Annotated in this window: 19 protein-coding genes; 9 read left to right on the top strand and 10 right to left on the bottom strand. The window is 68.0% G+C overall.

Annotated elements, in window-relative coordinates; genetic code table 11:
• Nucleotide 1: 1 nt before the first annotated feature.
• From gyrB to dnaA, 6 genes are all read right to left on the bottom strand, one after another.
• Entirely contained in the window at nt 2–2,074 is a 2,073-nt protein-coding gene (gyrB, locus tag OG787_RS24080) for a DNA topoisomerase (ATP-hydrolyzing) subunit B (RefSeq protein ID WP_369029143.1), read from the bottom strand.
• A gap of 374 nt (nt 2,075–2,448) precedes the next feature.
• Nucleotides 2,449–3,009 carry a DUF721 domain-containing protein gene (locus tag OG787_RS24085; RefSeq protein ID WP_405536341.1) on the bottom strand — a complete coding sequence of 187 codons (561 nt, stop codon included), beginning with the start codon at nt 3,007–3,009 and terminating at the stop codon, nt 2,449–2,451.
• The gene (recF, locus tag OG787_RS24090; RefSeq protein WP_405536342.1) at nt 3,006–4,127 is read right to left on the bottom strand and encodes a DNA replication/repair protein RecF; all 1,122 of its coding nucleotides are present in this window, start codon (nt 4,125–4,127) and stop codon (nt 3,006–3,008) included. The genes OG787_RS24085 and recF overlap by 4 nt, the downstream gene beginning before the upstream one ends.
• 52 nt (nt 4,128–4,179) lie before the next feature.
• The gene (gnd, locus tag OG787_RS24095; protein WP_405536343.1) at nt 4,180–5,055 is read right to left on the bottom strand and encodes a phosphogluconate dehydrogenase (NAD(+)-dependent, decarboxylating); all 876 of its coding nucleotides are present in this window, start codon (nt 5,053–5,055) and stop codon (nt 4,180–4,182) included.
• 163 nt (nt 5,056–5,218) lie between these two features.
• The gene (dnaN, locus tag OG787_RS24100; protein ID WP_105970234.1) at nt 5,219–6,349 is read right to left on the bottom strand and encodes a DNA polymerase III subunit beta; all 1,131 of its coding nucleotides are present in this window, start codon (nt 6,347–6,349) and stop codon (nt 5,219–5,221) included.
• A gap of 881 nt (nt 6,350–7,230) precedes the next feature.
• A complete protein-coding gene (dnaA, locus tag OG787_RS24105) occupies nt 7,231–9,126 on the bottom strand; it encodes a chromosomal replication initiator protein DnaA (RefSeq protein ID WP_405536344.1) in 1,896 nt (631 codons plus the stop codon).
• Between the two features lie 387 nt (nt 9,127–9,513).
• Between dnaA and rpmH the strand changes: the two genes are divergently transcribed.
• The 9 genes from rpmH (at nt 9,514) to OG787_RS24150 (ending at nt 16,544) form a co-directional block, all read left to right on the top strand.
• Nucleotides 9,514–9,651, top strand: coding sequence for a 50S ribosomal protein L34 (gene rpmH, locus OG787_RS24110; protein WP_006381191.1), 138 nt, complete (start codon nt 9,514–9,516; stop codon nt 9,649–9,651).
• Nucleotides 9,652–9,672: 21 nt separating this feature from the next.
• Nucleotides 9,673–10,044, top strand: coding sequence for a ribonuclease P protein component (gene rnpA / locus OG787_RS24115; RefSeq protein ID WP_105970237.1), 372 nt, complete (start codon nt 9,673–9,675; stop codon nt 10,042–10,044).
• Nucleotides 10,041–10,394 (top strand): membrane protein insertion efficiency factor YidD, encoded by a 354-nt coding sequence (gene yidD, locus OG787_RS24120; protein ID WP_105970238.1) that lies wholly within the window; start codon nt 10,041–10,043, stop codon nt 10,392–10,394. Before rnpA ends, yidD begins: the two co-directional genes overlap by 4 nt.
• A gap of 3 nt (nt 10,395–10,397) precedes the next feature.
• The gene (yidC, locus tag OG787_RS24125) at nt 10,398–11,684 is read left to right on the top strand and encodes a membrane protein insertase YidC (RefSeq protein ID WP_369029138.1); all 1,287 of its coding nucleotides are present in this window, start codon (nt 10,398–10,400) and stop codon (nt 11,682–11,684) included.
• A 15-nt stretch (nt 11,685–11,699) separates the two neighbouring features.
• Nucleotides 11,700–12,215 carry a protein jag gene (locus OG787_RS24130; protein WP_369029137.1) on the top strand — a complete coding sequence of 172 codons (516 nt, stop codon included), beginning with the start codon at nt 11,700–11,702 and terminating at the stop codon, nt 12,213–12,215.
• Between the two features lie 181 nt (nt 12,216–12,396).
• Entirely contained in the window at nt 12,397–13,113 is a 717-nt protein-coding gene (gene rsmG / locus OG787_RS24135; protein WP_405536345.1) for a 16S rRNA (guanine(527)-N(7))-methyltransferase RsmG, read from the top strand.
• 308 nt (nt 13,114–13,421) lie between these two features.
• Entirely contained in the window at nt 13,422–14,495 is a 1,074-nt protein-coding gene (locus OG787_RS24140) for an AAA family ATPase (protein ID WP_369029266.1), read from the top strand.
• Nucleotides 14,492–15,595, top strand: coding sequence for a ParB/RepB/Spo0J family partition protein (locus OG787_RS24145; protein ID WP_369029136.1), 1,104 nt, complete (start codon nt 14,492–14,494; stop codon nt 15,593–15,595). Before OG787_RS24140 ends, OG787_RS24145 begins: the two co-directional genes overlap by 4 nt.
• Before the next feature lie 331 nt (nt 15,596–15,926).
• A complete protein-coding gene (locus OG787_RS24150; RefSeq protein WP_369029135.1) occupies nt 15,927–16,544 on the top strand; it encodes a GNAT family N-acetyltransferase in 618 nt (205 codons plus the stop codon).
• An 85-nt stretch (nt 16,545–16,629) separates the two neighbouring features.
• Here the strand turns inward: OG787_RS24150 and trxA are convergent, their stop codons facing one another.
• The 4 genes from trxA to sigM form a co-directional block, all read right to left on the bottom strand.
• Complete coding sequence (trxA, locus tag OG787_RS24155) at nt 16,630–16,959, bottom strand: thioredoxin (protein WP_369029134.1); 330 nt, start codon at nt 16,957–16,959, stop codon at nt 16,630–16,632.
• 42 nt (nt 16,960–17,001) lie between these two features.
• Nucleotides 17,002–17,973 carry a thioredoxin-disulfide reductase gene (trxB, locus tag OG787_RS24160; RefSeq protein ID WP_369029133.1) on the bottom strand — a complete coding sequence of 324 codons (972 nt, stop codon included), beginning with the start codon at nt 17,971–17,973 and terminating at the stop codon, nt 17,002–17,004.
• A gap of 169 nt (nt 17,974–18,142) precedes the next feature.
• Nucleotides 18,143–18,985: an anti-sigma factor family protein gene (locus tag OG787_RS24165; protein WP_405536346.1), complete on the bottom strand. Its 843-nt coding sequence runs from the start codon at nt 18,983–18,985 to the stop codon at nt 18,143–18,145.
• A complete protein-coding gene (gene sigM / locus OG787_RS24170; RefSeq protein WP_405536347.1) occupies nt 18,982–19,692 on the bottom strand; it encodes an RNA polymerase sigma factor SigM in 711 nt (236 codons plus the stop codon). Before sigM ends, OG787_RS24165 begins: the two co-directional genes overlap by 4 nt.
• Nucleotides 19,693–19,696 lie beyond the last annotated feature (4 nt).

Here is a 19,696-nt window from a genome sequence, read left to right on the forward strand (position 1 = left end):
CTCAGATGTCGAGGAAGCGGACGTCCTTGGCGTTGCGCTGGATGAACGCGCGGCGTGCCTCGACGTCCTCGCCCATCAGGACCGAGAACAGGTCGTCGGCCTGCGCGGCGTCGTCGAGCGTGACCTGGCCGAGGACCCGGTGCTCCTGGTCCATCGTCGTGATGCGCAGCTCCTCGGCGTTCATCTCGCCGAGACCCTTGAAGCGCTGGATCGAGTCCTCGCGGACCCGCTTGCCGCTCTGCCGGCCCAGCTCGATCAGGGCGTCGCGCTCACGGTCCGAGTACGCGTACTCGAAGTCGTCCCGACCCCACTTGATCTTGTACAGCGGCGGACGCGACAGGAACACGTGTCCGGCCTCGACCAGCGGCCGCATGAAGCGGAACAGGAAGGTCAGCAGCAGGGTGTTGATGTGCTGGCCGTCGACGTCGGCGTCCGCCATCAGGATGATCTTGTGATAGCGCAGCCGCGCGATGTCGAAGTCCTCGTGGACCCCGGTACCGAACGCCGAGATCAGCGCCTGGATCTCCTGGTTCTGCAGGATCTTGTCGATCCGCGCCTTCTCCACGTTCAGGATCTTGCCGCGGATCGGGAGGATCGCCTGGTACTCGGGGTTCCGGCCGGACTTGGCCGAGCCGCCGGCGGAGTCACCCTCGACGATGAAGATCTCGCACTTGACGGGGTCGTTCGACTGGCAGTCGGACAGCTTGCCCGGCAGCGACGCCGTCTCCAGCAGACCCTTGCGACGCGTGAGGTCGCGGGCCTTGCGAGCCGCCACGCGCGCGGTGGCCGCCTGGATGCCCTTGCGGATGATGTCCGAGGCCTCGACCGGGTTGCGGTCCAGCCAGTCGTTGAGGTGCTCGTAGACCGCCTTCTGGACGAAGGTCTTCGCCTCCGTGTTGCCCAGCTTGGTCTTGGTCTGGCCCTCGAACTGCGGCTCGGCCAGCTTGACCGAGATGATCGCCGTCAGACCCTCGCGGATGTCGTCGCCCGTGAGGTTGTCGTCCTTCTCCCTCAGCAGCTTCTTGTCGCGCGCGTACTTGTTGATCAGCGAGGTCAGCGCCGCCCGGAAACCCTCCTCGTGCGTACCGCCCTCATGCGTGTGGATGATGTTGGCGAAGGAGTACACACCCTCGCTGTAACCGGTGTTCCACTGCATCGCGACCTCGAGGGACAGGCTCTTGTCCTTGTCCTCCGCCTCCAGGTCGATGATGGTCGCGTGGACCACGTCTCCCTTGCGGGAGTTGAGGTGCTTCACGAAGTCGACGATGCCGCCCTCGTAGTGGTACGAGACGGTCCTGACCTCGTCCTTCGCGTCGGCACCCGCCTCGTCCGCACCGGTCGTGGCCTTCGCTACCTCGCGCTCGTCAGCGAGGTTGATCGTCAACCCCTTGTTGAGGAACGCCATCTCCTGGAAGCGCCGCGAGAGCGTCTCGAAGGAGTACTCGGTGGTCTCGAAGATGTCGCCGTCGGCCCAGAAGGTGACCGACGTGCCGTGCTCCTCCGTCGCCTCGTGCTGGGCCAGCGGAGCCGTCGGGACACCCAGCTTGTAGTCCTGCGTCCAGCGGAAGCCGTCGGTCTTGACCTCGACGGCGACCCTGCTGGACAGGGCGTTCACGACGGACACACCGACGCCGTGCAGACCGCCGGAGACCGCGTAGCCGCCGCCGCCGAACTTGCCGCCCGCGTGCAGCACGGTCAGCACGACCTCGACGGCCGGTTTGCCCTCGGACGGGACGATGCCCACCGGGATGCCACGGCCGTTGTCGATGACGCGCACTCCGCCGTCGGCGAGGATCGTCACGTCGATGGTGTCCGCGTGACCGGCCAGCGCCTCGTCGACGGAGTTGTCGACGACCTCCTGCACCAGGTGGTGCAGACCGCGCTCACCGGTCGAACCGATGTACATGCCGGGTCGCTTGCGGACCGCGTCCAGACCCTCGAGGACGGTGATGGCGTTGGCGTCGTACGCCGTCGGCGAGGCCTCGGCGGTTCCGGCCGTCGGGGCCTCGGTGGACGGGATGTTCTCGTTGGGGTTGCCGGAATCGGCCACGAAGCGCCCTTTCTGGCACAGCACAAGCCGAACTCCCGGCGGGGTGGCCGGAGCGGCTGCGGCATGTTGCGTTGGTAAGCCTTGGTCAGCGGTGGGACACCATTTCCCGGTGATCCCCTCCAATGGGGCGGGATTAGCTTCCAGTCTACCGGTAGCGCCGACAGTGATGGGGGTTTGCCGGTACCTGAGTCCGCATGTGCCGCCCTCAACCGGTCTCTCCCGAGTCCCCATATGCGGAGCGGGGCTCCAAGAGGCTTGGAGAGGCACTCAGCGCTTCCGGGTGTCAACCCTTGGCTACCGGGGAGTCAGGTAGCGATTCGCAGAAGCGCGCACCACCGTCCGCACGCCCCCGACCCGCCCGACATGTGACACACCTCACCCACAGAGAGTGGCGGGGCTCACCCGTAGGTGTCGCCCGGACCCGTGCTCCCGGGCGCCCGCAACGGGCCGAACCGACGGGCCGGACCATTGGGTCCGAGCACCTTGAGGAACCGCACCCTGCCGTGCCCGAGGTCCTCGTTCAGACGTGCGACCAGCTGCGGAGCGAGCAGCCGCAGATTCGTCGCCCACGCCGTCGAGTCGCAGCGCACGACCAGCACCCGCTCGTCCTCGTCGTACGACTCCGGTTCGCAGTGCTTGGCCAGGTCCGCACCGACGATCTCCGGCCAGCGCCCCATCACCCCGCCCACCGCGGCCGGCGCCTCCCACCCGCGCTCCGTGACGAGGCGGTTGATCGCCGCACCGAGCGCCATGGGGTCACGCCTGTCCCGCCCCGAGCCGGAGCGCAGGCCGCCCCCGCGCCGCGACTGCTTCTTCTGCTGCGCCGCGTCCCCACGCGCGCGTGCCGCCTCTTTCGCCGCCCGCAGCGCCACCCGCGCCAGATCCACCCCGGAGGGCTCAGGGGACGGCTTGGGGGCTTCCTCGGGGCTTCCCCCGGACAGCGGTTCCTGGGCACTCATGCGCGCTCCACCGCCCCGTCCGCCACCGAGTACCGCGTCCCCGCCAGCACATGCGGTACGTCGTCGTCGACCGCGGCCGTCACCAGGACCTGCTCGCCGGGCGCCACCAGCTCCGCCAGCCGCTCCCGGCGCCGGGTGTCCAGCTCCGCGAACACGTCGTCGAGCACCAGCACCGGCTCGTTCCCCTCGGCCCGCAGCAGGTCGTACGAGGCCAGCCGCAACGCCAGCGCGTACGACCACGACTCACCGTGGGACGCGTACCCCTTGGCGGGCAGCTGACCCAGCTTGAGGTGCAGATCGTCCCGATGCGGACCCACCAGGGTCACGCCCCGCTCGATCTCCTGCTTGCGGACCTCCGCCAGCGCCCCCATGAGCTGCTCGTACAGCTCCTCGCGCGCGTGTGCCTCACCCGGCGCCGACGGCTTGTACTCCAGGGCGATCGGACCGCCGCCGGGCGCCAGCTGCTCGTACGCCTTGTCGGCCAGCGGCTGGAGCGCCGCGATCAGGTCGAGCCGCTGGGCCAGCAACTCGGCCCCCACGCGCGCGAGATGCTGGTCCCACACGTCGAGCGTCGACAGGTCCATCGTGCGACCGCCGTGCCGCCGGGCCAGCGCCGCCGACTTCAGCAAGGTGTTGCGCTGCTTGAGGACCCGGTCGTAGTCGGAGCGCACACCCGCCATCCGCGGGGACCGCGCGGTGATCAGCTCGTCGAGGAACCGCCGCCGCTCACCCGGATCGCCCTTCACCAGCGCGAGATCCTCCGGCGCGAACAGCACAGTCCGTACGATCCCCAGAACGTCACGGGGCCTGACCTGCGACGACCTGTTGATGCGGGCGCGGTTCGCGCGGCCGGGGTTCAGCTCCAGCTCGACCAGCTGCTGCCGCTCGCCCTGCTTGACCTGGGCCCGGATGACCGCGCGGTCGGCGCCCATGCGGACCAGGGGCGCGTCCGAGGAGACCCGGTGGCTGCCCAGCGTGGCGAGGTAGCCGACCGCTTCGACGAGGTTGGTCTTGCCCTGCCCGTTGGGGCCGACGAACGCGGTGACGCCCGGATCGAGCGGGACCTCGACCCGGGCGTACGAGCGGAAGTCGGCCAGCGAAAGATGCGTGACGTGCATGGTCGTTCGCCGACCTCCCCCGAACTTGTGGACCGCTGAACGGCCCTGTGGATTACTTCGCCTCGACCGCGTGGCCGCCGAACTGGTTGCGCAGCGCCGCGATCATCTTCATCTGCGGGGAGTCGTCCTGCCGGGACGCGAACCGCGCGAACAGCGACGCGGTGATCGCGGGCAGCGGAACGGCGTGGTCGATCGCGGCCTCCACGGTCCAGCGGCCCTCCCCGGAGTCCGCGGCGAACCCGCGCAGCCTGTCCAGGTGCTCGTCCTCGTCGAGGGCGTTGACCGCCAGGTCGAGCAGCCACGAGCGGATCACGGTGCCCTCCTGCCAGGACCGGAAGACCTCGCGCACGTCCGTGACGGAGTCGACCTTCTCGAGCAGCTCCCAGCCCTCGGCGTAGGCCTGCATCATGGCGTACTCGATGCCGTTGTGGACCATCTTCGAGAAGTGCCCGGCGCCCACCTTGCCCGCGTGGACCGCCCCGAAGTCGCCCTTGGGCTTGAGGGCGTCGAAGACCGGCTCGACCTTGGCTATGTGCTCGGCGTCGCCGCCGTACATCAGCGCATAGCCGTTCTCCAGGCCCCAGACGCCCCCGGAGACACCGCAGTCGACGAAGCCGATGCCCTTGGCCGCCAGCTCCTCGGCGTGCCTCTCGTCGTCCGTCCAGCGGGAGTTGCCGCCGTCCACGACGACGTCACCGGGCTCCAGGAGCTCGGCCAGCTCGTCGACGGTGGACTGGGTCGGGGCGCCGGCCGGGACCATCACCCACACCACGCGCGGGGCGCTGAGCCCGTCCACAAGCTCCTTGAGGCTGTGGACATCGGCGACGTCCGGGTTGCGGTCGTATCCGACGACGGTGTGGCCTGCGCGGCGGATCCGCTCGCGCATGTTGCCGCCCATCTTGCCGAGGCCGACGAGACCGAGCTGCATCAGTTGTTCCTTAGGTTGCGACGTGGCATGAGGGCACTCCTGTTGCTCGTACCCATGTCCGAGCCTAAACCCGGACGCTCACGCACATCTGTGGGCATACGCGCTCAGACGTATGCCCACACCTGCGGCCTGCCTGTGGAAGACGGCCAGCTGCGAAAAGACCTCAGCCGCTGAGGCGGACCGGCATGATCAGGTACTTGTACGCCTCGTCCGCCTCGGCGTCCACGGCCGGCTTGCCGCTGAGCAGCGCGGGCTTCGTGGACGTCGTGAAGGAGAGCTGGGCGACCGGGGAGTCGATGGCGCTCAGGCCGTCCAGCAGGAACGTCGGGTTGAAGGCGATCGAGACGTCGTCGCCCTCCAGCTGGGCGTCGACCCTTTCCACAGCCTGTGCGTCGTCACTGGAACCCGCCTCCAGGATGAGCACGCCCTGCTCGAAGCTGAGCCGCACCGGGGTGTTCCGCTCGGCCACCAGGGCCACACGCTTGACGGCCTCCACGAAGGGGGCGGTCTCGATCACGGCGATGGAGTTGAACTCCGTCGGGAACAGCGAGCGGTACTTCGGGAGGTCGCCCTCAAGCAGCCGCGTCGTCGTACGGCGGCCCGCACCCTCGAAACCGATGAGGCCCTCGCCCGCACCCGAGCCGGACAGGGCCAGGATCACGCTGTCGCCGCTCGTGAGGGCCTTGGCGGTGTCCAGGAGCGTCTTGGCGGGCACCAGGGCCACCGCGGACGCCTCCGGGTCCTCCGGCTTCCACAGGAACTCACGGACCGCGAAGCGGTAGCGGTCGGTGGACGCCAGCGTCACCCGGTCGCCCTCGATCTCGATGCGCACACCGGTGAGGACGGGGAGCGTGTCGTCGCGGCCGGCCGCGATGGCCACCTGGGCGGCGGCGGACGCGAAGACCTCACCGGGCACCGTGCCGGTCGCGGTGGGCATCTGCGGCAGCGCCGGGTACTCCTCCACAGGCAGTGTGTGGAGGGTGAAGCGGGAGGAGCCGCAGACCACCGTCGCCCGTACGCCGTCCATGGAGATCTCCACCGGGCGGTTGGGCAGAGCGCGGCAGATGTCGGCGAGCAGGCGGCCGGACACCAGGACCGTGCCCTCCTCCTCGACCTCGGCCTCGACCGAGACCCGCGCGGAGACCTCGTAGTCGAAGCTCGACAGGCTCAGCTGGCCTTCCTCGGCCTTCAGCAGCAGCCCGGCGAGGACAGGGGCCGGCGGACGGGCCGGGAGGCTGCGCGCCGCCCAGGCAACTGCCTCCGCGAGTACGTCGCGTTCCACCCGGATCTTCACTGTTGCCGCCTCCTGCTGTTGCCGGCGCTTCTCGGCCTGCCTGGCTTCGTCGTCTGTCTCGGTGTCGTCGGTCCCCGTGCTGGGAAGGACACCGGGGAACAGTCTGACGCACGGCACTGACAGTAGGTGCCCGTCGGGGTCAAGTCGTGACGAGGGGCAGCCGGGCTCCCGACAGCGAGTTGTGCACAGGACCCACTTCGAAACGGATTCCCAGCTCTCTCTAGTTGTCAGTAGTAGTAGGGGCTGTGGATACCGTGGATAACCCCGTTTTCGCAGCTCAGGCGGGAGATTTTGTCCACTGACCCTGTGGGTGGAGGCGGTGGATAACGAGGCCTCTCTGTGGAGAACAGAAAGTTCTGCACACCCCATGCACAGCCGGGGGTCACTTCTCCCCAGCGCCGTCCCCAGCTTTACCCATCTTTCCCACAGCCCAACCCGGCACCTTCGTGTGACGCCTTTCACTCGACACGGTGAGGAGGCGCGTCGTGTTGCCGAACAGTGGACAGGGGTGTGGAGAAGCCGGTGATCGCTGGGGACAACCGGCCACAGCCTGTGGGCCGCCGGTGGACAACTCCGTGCACAGCCTGTGGATCATTTCTTCGTCCACAGCCTGTGGAGATCTTTTGTCCACCGATCCACAACCACCTGACCTGGTCTGATGGTTTATCACCAGCCTGGCCTGTGGACACAGTCTGGACAACTTCCCGGTCCCCAGGGTGTGGACGCGAGAAAGTCACCAAATCTGTGGAGGGTGGCCGTAACCCGGCCCGCATTCGAACAGCGGGTTGCGGCCCGGCAACGGCCGCCGGGTGCCGGAAACGCCGAAGGGCGCCCTCGGGAACTCGTCCCGGGGCGCCCTCGGTGGTCTGACTGCCCTGCTGTCAGCCGTTCTTGATGCGGTTGGTCAGCTCGGTGACCTGGTTGTAGATGGAGCGGCGCTCGGCCATCAGCGCGCGGATCTTGCGGTCGGCGTGCATGACGGTCGTGTGGTCGCGGCCGCCGAACTGCGCGCCGATCTTCGGCAGCGAGAGGTCCGTGAGTTCGCGGCACAGGTACATGGCGATCTGGCGGGCCGTGACCAGCTGGCGGCCGCGTGAACTGCCGCAGAGGTCTTCGACGGTGAGGCCGAAGTAGTCGGCGGTCGCCGCCATGATGGCCGGCGCGGTGATCTCGGGGGTCGAGTCCTCGCCGCCGGGGATCAGGTCCTTGAGGACGATCTCGGTGAGGCCGAGGTCCACCGGCTGCCGGTTGAGCGACGCGAACGCCGTCACCCGGATCAGCGCCCCCTCCAGCTCGCGGATGTTGCGCGAGATACGGGAGGCGATGAACTCCAGTACCTCCGGCGGGGCGTTGAGCTGCTCCTGGACCGCCTTCTTACGGAGGATCGCGATGCGCGTCTCCAGCTCGGGCGGCTGGACATCGGTGATCAGTCCCCACTCGAAACGGTTCCGCAGCCGGTCCTCGAGAGTCACCAGCTGCTTGGGCGGCCGGTCGGACGAGAGCACGATCTGCTTGTTCGCGTTGTGGAGCGTATTGAAGGTGTGGAAGAACTCCTCCTGCGTCGACTCCTTGTCCGCGAGGAACTGGATGTCGTCGACGAGCAGGATGTCCATCTCGCGGTAGCGCTTGCGGAAGCTGTCGCCCTTGCCGTCGCGGATGGAGTTGATGAACTCGTTGGTGAACTCCTCCGAGCTGACGTACCGCACGCGCGTGCCGGGGTAGAGGCTCCTCGCGTAGTGCCCGATCGCGTGCAGCAGGTGGGTCTTGCCGAGTCCCGACTCCCCGTAGATGAAGAGGGGGTTGTACGCCTTCGCGGGCGCCTCGGCGACGGCGACCGCGGCCGCGTGGGCGAAACGGTTCGACGCCCCGATGACGAAGGTGTCGAACAGGTATTTGGGGTTGAGGCGTGCGGTGGGCTCGCCGGGGCCCGATGCCGGGCTCTGCCTCGAGGCGGACGGGCCGGGGGCGCCTCCGCCGGGGCGCATGGAGCCACCGGGCCCTCCGGGCCCGCCCCGGTGCGGGTGACCGCCGCCCGACGGGGACTCCGGGAGGTCGCGGCGGTTGTCGCGCTGCTCGTACTCCGAGCGCTGCTGTTCGTAGTCGTTGCGCTGCTGGCCGTACTCGGACTGCTGTTGCTCGTATTCGGACCGCTGTTGTTCGTACGGTGAGCGGTCGCGCGGCGGCTGGGGCCGGTAGTCCGAGGACGGGGAGGCGTACGGGTCGCGCTCCGGGAAGCCGAGCCGGGGCTGCTGCCAGCCGTAGTCGTCCTGGGAGGTCCGGGGCCAGGCGCCGGGTTCGGGGCGCTGGTACTCGGACGGGTAGGCGGGGCGGGCGGTGGGGAGCTGGTCGCCGTGGGAGGGCTGCTGGCCGTCGCGCGTCTGGGAGTGGTCCTCGGCGCGGTGGCGGCCGTACCCCTGATACGGGTCGCGGGACGGCGGCAGCTCGGGCTCGTCGTAGCGCGACTGCTGCGGGGCGGGGGGCGCGGGCGGGGAGGACTCGCCTACGGAGTCGTCCACGGTGATCGCGATTCGGATCGGCCGGCCGCACTCGCGGCTGAGGGTCTCGCTGACGATCGGAGCGAGGCGGCCTTCGAGCACGCCTTTCGCAAATTCGTTCGGTACGGCGAGCAGTGCGGTGTCCGCGACCAGGGCCAGCGGCTGGCAGCGCCTGATCCAGCGCTCGTCCTTCACCTCGACGCCCTGTCCACGGCCCTCGCCGAGGAGATGTTCCAGCACTCGTGGCCACACTGCGGCAAGATCGGCAGGTACGTCAGCCACAGGGCACGCTCTCTCACGGGTCCCACGAACGTGTGGTTCTGGGACGTATCGGGATGTACATCGGGTGGGACGGGCGAATGGGAGTCCGGCCAAGGTAGTCAGGGCGACGGGTGCGGTTCAAGTTGTTGTCCCCAGGCTGTGGATAGTGTCTCGCCCTGGGTGCTGGTTTGACCGGATGGCGTAGCCCCGCGTACCGTAACCAGGTCGAGTTGTCGATGGCTGCTGCCGCCTGCCTCCGATGGGCATAGATCACCAACAAGGGCTCCCACCAGGGCACCTTCCAGTGATCGGGAGCGGTGCACTCGGGCGTAAGCGAGCTACTCGTGGGCGCACGGTGACAGCCAAGACGGCACCCCGGTACCTACCGATTCTTTCTGGAGCCCCCGAGTGAGCAAGCGCACCTTCCAGCCGAACAACCGTCGCCGCGCGAAGACCCATGGCTTCCGCCTGCGGATGCGTACCCGTGCCGGTCGCGCGATTCTCGCGAACCGCCGTGGCAAGGGTCGCGCGAGCCTGTCCGCCTGATCCTGATCAGGTCATGACGTCGTGCTGCCTACCGAGCATCGGCTGAGGCGGCGCGAGGACTTCGCGACCGCGGTACGACGGGGTCGCCGGGCCGGCCGCCCGCTCCTCGTCGTCCATCTTCGTAGCGGTATCACAGACCCGCACGCGCCTGGGGAGAGCGCTCCCCCGACGCGTGCGGGTTTCGTCGTCAGCAAGGCAGTGGGCGGCGCGGTCGTCCGCAACAAGGTGAAGCGCAGGCTTCGCCACCTGATGCGGGACAGAGTCGCCGAGCTGCCCCCCGGTAGCCTGGTAGTCGTACGAGCGTTGCCCGGTGCGGGCGATGCCGACCATGCACAGCTGGCCCGAGACCTGGACGCCGCTCTGCAGCGGCTGCTGGGAGGGGGCGCGCGATGAAGTACCCGCTACTGGCTCTGATCAAGCTGTACCAGTGGACGATCAGTCCGCTGCTCGGGCCGGTCTGCAAGTACTACCCGTCGTGCTCCCACTACGGCCATACGGCCATCGACCGGCACGGCGCGGTCAAGGGAACGGCACTCACGGCTTGGCGCATCCTGCGGTGCAACCCGTGGTCGCTCGGCGGTGTGGACCATGTCCCGCCGCGAAAGCGTCCGCGGTGGCACGAAATGCTGCGCAACGCCTGGCATGCACGCAAGGGCGGGACCTCCGCCGCCGGCGCGGCCATCGAGGGGCAGAATCCTTCGAGTCCGGCCGCCGAGACCCCGTCCCATGTCCAAGGAGCATGATTAGTGGACACGATTGCCAGTATTTTCAGCTTCATCACGACACCCGTTTCCTGGGTCATCGTCCAGTTCCACAGCGTGTACGGCGCGATCTTCGGCGACGACACCGGGTGGGCCTGGGGCTTGTCCATCGTGTCCCTGGTGATCCTGATCCGCATCTGCCTGATCCCGCTCTTCGTGAAGCAGATCAAGGCGACCCGGGCCATGCAGACGCTGCAACCCGAGATGAAGAAGATCCAGGAGCGCTACAAGAACGACAAGCAGCGCCAGTCCGAAGAGATGATGAAGCTGTACAAGGAGACGGGCACCAACCCGCTCTCCTCGTGCCTTCCCATCCTGGCGCAGTCCCCGTTCTTCTTCGCGCTGTACCACGTGCTCAACAGCATCGCGAACAACGACACCATCGGTGTCATCAACCAGGGACTGCTGGAGAGCGCGCAGAAGGCGCACATCTTCGGCGCTCCGCTGGCCGCGAAGTTCACGGACAGCGCGTCCGACGTCGCGGCGCTCGACGCCTCGCTCAGCACCGTCCGCATCGTCACCGCGGTCATGATCGTCCTGATGTCGGCGTCGCAGTTCTACACGCAGCGCCAGCTGATGACGAAGAACGTCGACACCACGGTGAAGACGCCGTTCATGCAGCAGCAGAAGATGCTGATGTACGTCTTCCCGATCATGTTCGCCGTCTTCGGCATCAACTTCCCGGTCGGTGTCCTCGTCTACTGGCTGACCACCAACCTGTGGACCATGGGCCAGCAGATGTTCGTCATCCGCAACAACCCGACCCCGGGCAGCAAGGCACAGGCCGCCTACCTGGAGCGCCTGCACAAGCACGTAACGCACCACGGCAAGACCCGCAGCCGCGGTGAGCGCGCCATCGTGAAGGCCATCGTCACCAAGGGCCGCGACCGCAACGAGTTCGAGCGCAAGTTCATCAACGGCCTGAACAAGGCGGGCCTGGCGGCCCAGGCCGACGGCACGGTGACGAAGGGCGTGAACCCGGAGGTCACCGAGACCGAGGACGGTACGCCCGCCACCGGTACGCCCAAGCGCCAGCAGCCCAAGCGCCAGAGCAAGTCCCAGCGTCAGTCGGGCGGCCCCAAGCCCGCGGGCGGTGCCGATCAGGACACCCCCACCACGTCGCTGAGCAAGTCCGACGAGCCCGAGGACGCCAAGCCGGCCGGAGGAGCCGCCAAGCAGGCCGCCTCCAAGCCCGGCTCCGGTGCCCGCAGCAAGGCCCAGTCCGGACAGCGCAAGGGTCCGCAGCGCCCCAAGTCCCCGTCCAAGAAGTAAGAAGGAGTCCATCCCGTGACGGAAGGCACCACCACCTCCGCCGCAGCAGAGGGTGTCGACACCCTGTCCCGCCTGGAGCAGGAGGGCGAGATCGCGGCGGACTACCTTGAGGGTCTGCTGGACATCGCCGACCTCGACGGCGACATCGACATGGATGTCGAGGCCGACCGCGCCGCTGTCTCGATCATCAGCGACGCCGGCAGCCGCGACCTGCAGAAGCTGGTCGGCCGGGACGGCGAGGTGCTGGAAGCACTCCAGGAGCTCACGCGCCTGGCCGTGCACCGGGAGACCGGGGACCGCAGCCGCCTGATGCTCGACATCGCGGGCTACCGCGCGAAGAAGCGCGAGGAACTGTCGGAACTGGGCGCCAAGGCGGCGGCCGAGGTCAAGAGCTCCGGCGAGCCCGTCAAGATGAAGCCGATGACCCCGTTCGAGCGCAAGGTCGTGCACGACGCGGTGAAGGCCGCCGGCCTGCGCAGCGAGTCCGAGGGCGAGGAGCCCCAGCGCTTCGTCGTCGTTCTTCCCGCCTGATCGATACGTACGTCACTCCGGCCCCGTCTGTTGCGCAGACGGGGCCGAACTTTGTCAGCCTTGGTTCCCGGCAGCTGTTGTCCCCCTGTTCGTCCCCTTGTGGTCCTCGACAGCACCGGTCCCTGATAGTCCTGGTGATCAGCGCCCAGTGCGCTCATGCGGTACGGAAGGACGGTCCCCCGTGACGGAGGCAGCGGAGCTTCCCCCGGCGCCCGAGGAGGCGCGCGAGGTGTTCGGCGATCGCTTCGCGGACGCGGTCCGATACGCGGAGCTGCTCGCCGAGGCGGGTGTGCAGCGCGGTCTGATCGGGCCGCGTGAGGTGCCCCGCCTCTGGGAGCGGCACCTGTTGAACTGTGCGGTGCTCTCGGAGGTCGTGCCCGAGAACGTGACGGTGTGCGATGTCGGTTCGGGTGCCGGGCTGCCCGGTATTCCGCTGGCACTGGTCCGGGAGGACCTGAAGATCACGCTGCTCGAACCCCTGCTGCGCCGGACCAACTTCCTCTCCGAGGTCGTCGAGCTGTTGGGCCTGGACCATGTGACGGTCGTCCGTGGGCGTGCCGAGGAGGTCATGGGGTCGCTCCAGCCGGTCCATGTGGTGACGGCGCGTGCCGTTGCTCCGCTGGACCGTCTGGCCACCTGGGGTATCCCGCTGCTGCGTCCGTACGGGGAGATGCTCGCGCTCAAGGGGGACGCAGCGGAGGAGGAGCTGAAGGCTTCTGCCACCGCGCTGAGCAAGCTCGGGGCGGTCGAGACGTCCATCCTGCATGTGGGTGAGGGCGTGGTGGACCCGCTGTCCACCGTTGTGCGGGTCGTGGTCGGGGAGAGCCCCGGCGGAGTGCGGTTCGCGGCGAAGCGGGCGAAGGCTGCCCGGACGGGGCGGACCCGGCGCCGACGCTGAGGGTGTCGGCTCCGAGTCGGGAGTTTTTCGTCACGTTCGTTGATCCGCACTGACGACGAGCCTTACTCCACACAAGCTGCCAAACCTATACATCTCGGAGTGTCGCGCCGCCGTGGCCCTCGCAGCTAGGCATCTTGTTTCACGTGAAACGTCGCTCACTGCTGCACGGCATCATCAGCCGCGGCCGGGCCGCGGCCGCTCCCCGCGACCGAAAGCCGCTCCGTTCACTCGGAGAGGTAACGGAGTTGTCCACAGAGGTGGATTTCTCCACAGAACACCAGGCCTCACTGGTTCACGACCCCGAAGACATGGCAGGCTCTGTTCATTGCGAGCCTGAAGTCGAGGAGAGTGAATCCTTGCGGTCCAACGCCAACATCGCGGGACCGATGACCGATCCGGTCCCCGGTCCCCGAACCGAGTCGATTGGGGAGGATGTTTCACGTGAAACACCGCCCCCGATGGACGACACTCCCATCGGTCGTGCTGCCCAATTGGCGGTGGAGGCTCTGGGGCGGGCCGGCGAAGGCCTGCCACGGCCGGAGCAGACCCGCGTCATGGTGGTCGCCAACCAGAAGGGCGGGGTGGGGAAGACGACGACAACCGTCAACCTCGCCGCCTCGCTGGCCCTGCACGGGGCTCGCGTTCTGGTCGTGGACCTCGACCCTCAGGGCAACGCTTCCACGGCACTGGGGATCGACCATCACGCCGATGTTCCTTCCATCTATGACGTGTTGATCGACAGCAAGCCACTCTCGGAAGTCGTTCAGCCGGTCCCCGATGTCGAGGGCCTCTTCTGTGCACCCGCCACCATCGATCTCGCCGGTGCGGAGATCGAGCTGGTGTCACTGGTCGCACGAGAGAGCCGGCTTGAGCGAGCGATCCAGGCGTATGAGCAGCCTCTGGACTACATCCTCATCGACTGCCCTCCCTCGCTCGGTCTGCTGACGGTCAACGCCCTGGTCGCCGGTGCCGAGGTCCTCATCCCGATCCAGTGCGAGTACTACGCGCTGGAGGGCCTGGGCCAGTTGCTGCGCAACGTCGATCTGGTTCGGGGTCATCTCAACCCGGACCTGCATGTCTCGACGATCCTGCTCACCATGTACGACGGGCGAACGCGTCTTGCGTCGCAGGTCGCGGACGAGGTGCGCAACCACTTCGGCGACGAGGTGCTGCGGACGAGCATTCCGCGCTCGGTCCGTATTTCCGAGGCACCGAGCTATGGACAGACGGTGCTCACCTACGATCCAGGATCGAGCGGTGCCCTGTCCTACCTTGAGGCAGCCCGGGAAATCGCGCTGAAGGGTGTCGGCGTCAGCTATGACGCGCAGCACGCCCACATCGGCGCACAGAGCGAACAGAGCATCGTGGAGGGGATCCAGTGAGCGAGCGACGGAGGGGGTTGGGCCGTGGTCTCGGCGCACTGATCCCTGCTGCACCGACCGGAGACAGGCCGACGCCACCGGCGATGGGGGGTGGTGCCGCCTCCACCTCACCCGCTGCGGTACCCGTACTCACCGCCGAGCGCGGAGTGGCCGCGGCGAAGGTGGCCACGTTGCCGCCTGTTTCACGTGAAACAGAGGACTACTCCTCGAACGAATTCGGGGAAGCACCGGCGCCGCCCATCGGTGCTCACTTCGCCGAACTGCCCCTCGACTACATCACGCCGAACCCGAGGCAGCCGCGTGATGTGTTCGACGAGGACGCGCTGGCAGAGCTGGTCACCTCCATCAAGGAGGTCGGTCTCCTCCAGCCCGTCGTCGTACGGCAGGTGGGTCCCGCTCGCTATGAACTCATCATGGGTGAACGGCGCTGGCGGGCCTGCCGCGAAGCCGGCCTTGAGGCGATCCCGGCGATCGTGCGGGCCACGGAGGACGAGAAGCTCCTCCTGGACGCGCTGCTGGAGAACCTCCACCGGGCTCAGCTGAACCCGCTGGAAGAGGCGGCGGCCTACGACCAGTTGCTCCAGGACTTCCACTGCACGCACGATCAGCTGGCGGACCGGATCGGCCGTTCGCGTCCGCAGGTCTCCAACACCCTGCGGCTGCTGAAGCTCTCGCCGGCGGTCCAGCGCCGTGTCGCCGCCGGAGTCCTCTCCGCCGGGCACGCCCGGGCGCTTCTCTCCGTCGACGACTCGGAGGAGCAGGACCGCCTGGCCCACCGGATCGTGGCCGAGGGACTCTCGGTGCGGGCTGTCGAGGAGATCGTGACCCTGATGGGCTCGCGGCCGAAGGCGGCTTCGCGTTCCAAGGGGCCGCGGGCAGGGGCCCTGGTGTCTCCCGCGCTGACCGAGCTGGCGGGCCGTCTCTCGGACCGTTTCGAGACGCGGGTGAAGGTCGACCTGGGGCAGAAGAAGGGCAAGATCACCGTCGAGTTCGCCTCGATGGAAGACCTTGAGCGCATCCTCAGCTCCCTCGCCCCGGGCGAGGGGCCGGTCCTTCAGAAGAGCCTTCTGGACGACGACTCCGAGGACTCGGAAGACTGAGGCCTCGGCCGGCCGGGTGGATTTCCGCTCATTCGGCGGTCGGAGCGGGCTGTGTTCCGGTGGGTACCGGAACACAGCCCGCTCTTTGCTTTCAGGCGGTATCGATGCAATCGCTTCGTGGATACGATGCGTTCGGGTATGGCGCGTCCACCTGGCAGCACCTCTGAGTTGAGGAGGCGAGGGCCATGCGAACGGTGAGCCGCACCGGACTGGTGAGCGCGGGTCTGGGACTGGGCGCCGTCGGCGGGTTCGTCGGCAGTCTGCTCAGGGAACGGAGCGCTCTGACAGCCGCCCGCGACGCTGCGGGCGAGGGAAGCGAGGAACAGCCTTCATGGGGCGTCGGCTCGTACCGCTCACGCTGGACAACCTTCAGGACCTTCCCAAGCGCTGTCGCGCGTGCGTCTTCTGGGAGCTGGATCCCGTCAGTGGGGAAGCCGCGGTAAAGGCAGGCACGCCCGCGCTGGAGAAGGAGGCGTGGATCTCGGCGGTCCTGCTCGACTGGGGTTCCTGCGGCCGTGTCGTCTACGTCGACGACAACCCGGTGGGGTTCGTGCTCTACGCCCCTCCGGCTTACGTTCCCCGCGCCACGGCGTTCCCCACGAGCCCGGTCTCGCCGGACGCGGTGCAGCTGATGACCGCGTTCATCATGCCGGGCTACCAGGGGCAGGGACTGGGGCGCGTGATGGTGCAGACGGTCGCCAAGGATCTTCTACGACGGGGCTTCAGGGCCATTGAGGCCTTCGGGGATGCCCGTTGGAAGGAGACGGCCTGCGTCCTGCCCGCCGACCATCTGCTCGCCGTGGGCTTCAAGACGGTGCGGCCTCATCCCGTGCACCCTCGCCTCAGGTTGGAGCTGCGGACGACGCTCTCCTGGAAGGAAGACGTGGAGTTGGCGATCGACCGGCTGCTGGGAGCAGTACAGAAGGAGCCGGTGCTTCGGCCGCTGTAGACGCTGGGCGAAAGACGAGTGGGCCGGTCCTTGCGGACCGGCCCACTCGATGTTTCACGTGAAACATCGCCCACTGCGTCGACTACTAGCCGATGAAGTCCTCAAGGTCACGCACGATCGCGGCCTTCGGCTTGGCACCGACGATGGTCTTGGCGACCTCGCCGCCCTGGTAGACGTTCAGGGTCGGGATGGACATCACGCCGTACTTGGCGGCGATACCCGGGTTCTCGTCGATGTTGAGCTTGACGACCTCGATCTTGTCGCCGTACTCGGCGGCGATCGCCTCAAGGGACGGCGCGATCTGACGGCACGGTCCGCACCAGGCGGCCCAGAAGTCCACCAGGACGGGCTTGTCGTTCTTGAGGACGTCCTCGTCGAAGGAGTCTTCGGTCACGTTCTTCAGGGTGCCGGCCACAGGGGGCTCCTTAACTCGATGCTGCGGTGGGGCGGATGGGGGTCAGACAGAGGTCTTCTCGGGCTCGGCCTGCTCCTCGTTGTCCGCCAGAGCGGCGAGGAAGCGCTCGGCGTCCAGAGCCGAGGAGCAGCCGGTGCCAGAGGCGGTGATCGCCTGGCGGTAGGTGTGGTCGACCACGTCGCCGGCGCCGAAGACACCACTCAGGTTGGTCCGGGTCGAGGGAGCCTCGACCTTCAGGTAGCCCTCTTCGTCGAGGTCCAGCTGGCCCTTGAAGAGCTCGGTGCGCGGGTCGTGGCCGATTGCGATGAACAGGCCGGTCACGGCCAGGTCGGACAGCTCACCGGTCTTCAGGTTGCGCAGCTTCAGGCCGGAGAGCTTCGGGTCGCCCTGGATCTCGGCGACCTCGCTGTCCCAGACGAAGCGGATCTTCGGGTCGGCGAAGGCGCGCTCCTGCATCGCCTTGGAGGCGCGCAGGGTGTCCCGGCGGTGGACGATCGTCACCGACTTGGCGAAGCGGGAGAGGAAGGTCGCCTCCTCCATCGCGGTGTCGCCGCCGCCGATCACGGCGATGTCCTGGTCCTTGAAGAAGAAGCCGTCACACGTCGCACACCAGGAGACACCGCGGCCGGACAGGGCGTCCTCGTTCGGCAGACCGAGCTTGCGGTGCTGCGAGCCGGTCGCGACGATGACGGCCTTCGCGCGGTGCACGGTGCCCGCGGTGTCCGTGACGGTCTTGATGTCACCCGTGAGGTCGACGGAGACGATGTCGTCCGCGACGAGTTCGGCGCCGAAGCGCTCGGACTGGGCCCGCATGTTGTCCATGAGGTCGGGGCCCATGATGCCGTCCTGGAAGCCGGGGAAGTTCTCGACCTCGGTGGTGTTCATGAGCGCACCGCCGGCGGTGACGGCGCCCTCGAAGACCAACGGCTTCAGCGACGCGCGTGCGGTATAGAGCGCAGCCGTGTAGCCAGCAGGCCCTGAGCCGATGATGATCACGTTACGGACGTCGCTCACGGCGTGTTTCCTCGTTTCTGGACGGCTTCGTCGACCGGTGGGAGCCTCTCTCAGAACTCTCACCCCACCCAACGGATCCTACGGGGCCCGCATTCCCGCTGTGTCCGGGCACACAGGGGCGCCGCGCGGTACGGGATGTCGCGAGAGAGGGGAGCCGAAGCGTCCGTGCTCAGCGACGCGCGTAGGACTGCGTCAGCAGGACCTCTGCCGGTGCCGACGGCCGCTTCACACAGGCCGAGTCGACGATGTAGGCGGTGACGCGGGTGGTGTCGTTCGCTGAGGGCAGCAGGACGAGATACGCGGCCGTGCCCTCGTAGGTGCCTTCCTTGAGGCCGAGGACGGACGCGTCGGTGCGGCCGATGCCCTCCATGACGCATGTGGGGACCGACGTCGGCAAAATCCTCAGGTCCTTGTACTCGTCGGTGGTCGATTTGCTGGGCCCGGTCCCCTTGATGCCGACCGAGGGTTCCTTGCTCTGGTTGCTCTTGCCGACGTCCTGGCCCTCGAGGAGTTCGGCGACCTGGGTCTCGATCTTCTTCCCGGAGAAGGTGCTGGCAGCCTCGGGCTGTTGACTGTCGTCGCCCAGCGACGACACCAGGAGAGAGCCGAGCCCCAGGGCTGCGGCGGTGAAGACGGTGCCGAGGACAATCGTCCGGCGCCGACCGCGTCGCGCTCGGTCCTTCCGCCCCGGCCCGGTGGCCGCGTGAGCGTGACCCGAGGGACGGTCTGCGAGCCGGTCGGCGGGAGCCGATGTTTCACGTGAAACATCGGCCTCGGCTGCGAGGGCGGCGTCGATGCGGTCGGCGATGTCGTCGGGCATGCGCACAGGGCCCGGCAGGGTGCCGAGGAGGCCGCGGATCTCCTCCAGGGAGGTGTACACGTCGGTGCAGAGGACGCACTCGTCCAGATGCCGTTCCACGTCCGCGGTCCGGGACGGTGTGAGCAGGCCTTCGGTGAGGTCGGAGATCTCCGTGACGTCCGGGTGCCCGGCCGTGTCGGTCGTGGATGTCACGCTCGCCCACCTCCGCCCTTCACAGCAGCTGAATCGCTTGGCCCTGCATCCGTTGGTCCCGCTGCGGGTGGGACGGATGTCCCCGACGCCCGGTTCCGTCCATCACCCGATTCCTTGTCGCCACCGGCGTTTTCCGGCCGGAGGTGGGTGAGCAGCGGCAGGAGTCTGGCTCTGCCACGGGCGCAGCGGCTCTTCACCGTCCCGGTGGGCACGTCGAGGACGCGTGCGGCCTCCGCGACCGGGTAGCCCTGCATGTCCACCAGGACGAGGGCGGCGCGCTGGTCGGGCGGGAGGGTGCCGAGGGCTTCGATGAGCTGGCGGTGCAGATCGTTGCGTTCGGCGGGGGCCGACGCCGACTCGTGCGGTTCGAGCAGTTGCTCCAGCCGTTCGGTGTCGTCGACCGGTGAGGTCTTGCGGGAGGCGGCCTTGCGGGCGCGGTCCAGGCAGGCGTTGACCGTGATGCGGTGCAGCCACGTTGTGACGGCCGACTGGCCGCGGAAGGTGTGGGCGGCCCGGTAGGCGGAGACGAGGGCGTCCTGGACGGCGTCAGCGGCCTCCTCGCGGTCCCCCAGCGTCCGCAGGGCCACCGCCCAGAGCCGATCACGGTGCCGACGCACGATCTCACCGAAGGCGTCGGGGTCACCGTCGACATGGCGGGCGAGGAGGTCCTGATCGCTCGCCCCGTCGTACCCGTCACCTTCTGCCATCGGA

The organism is Streptomyces sp. NBC_00075 (genome assembly GCF_045041225.1).
Classification (GTDB): domain Bacteria; phylum Actinomycetota; class Actinomycetes; order Streptomycetales; family Streptomycetaceae; genus Streptomyces; species Streptomyces adonidis.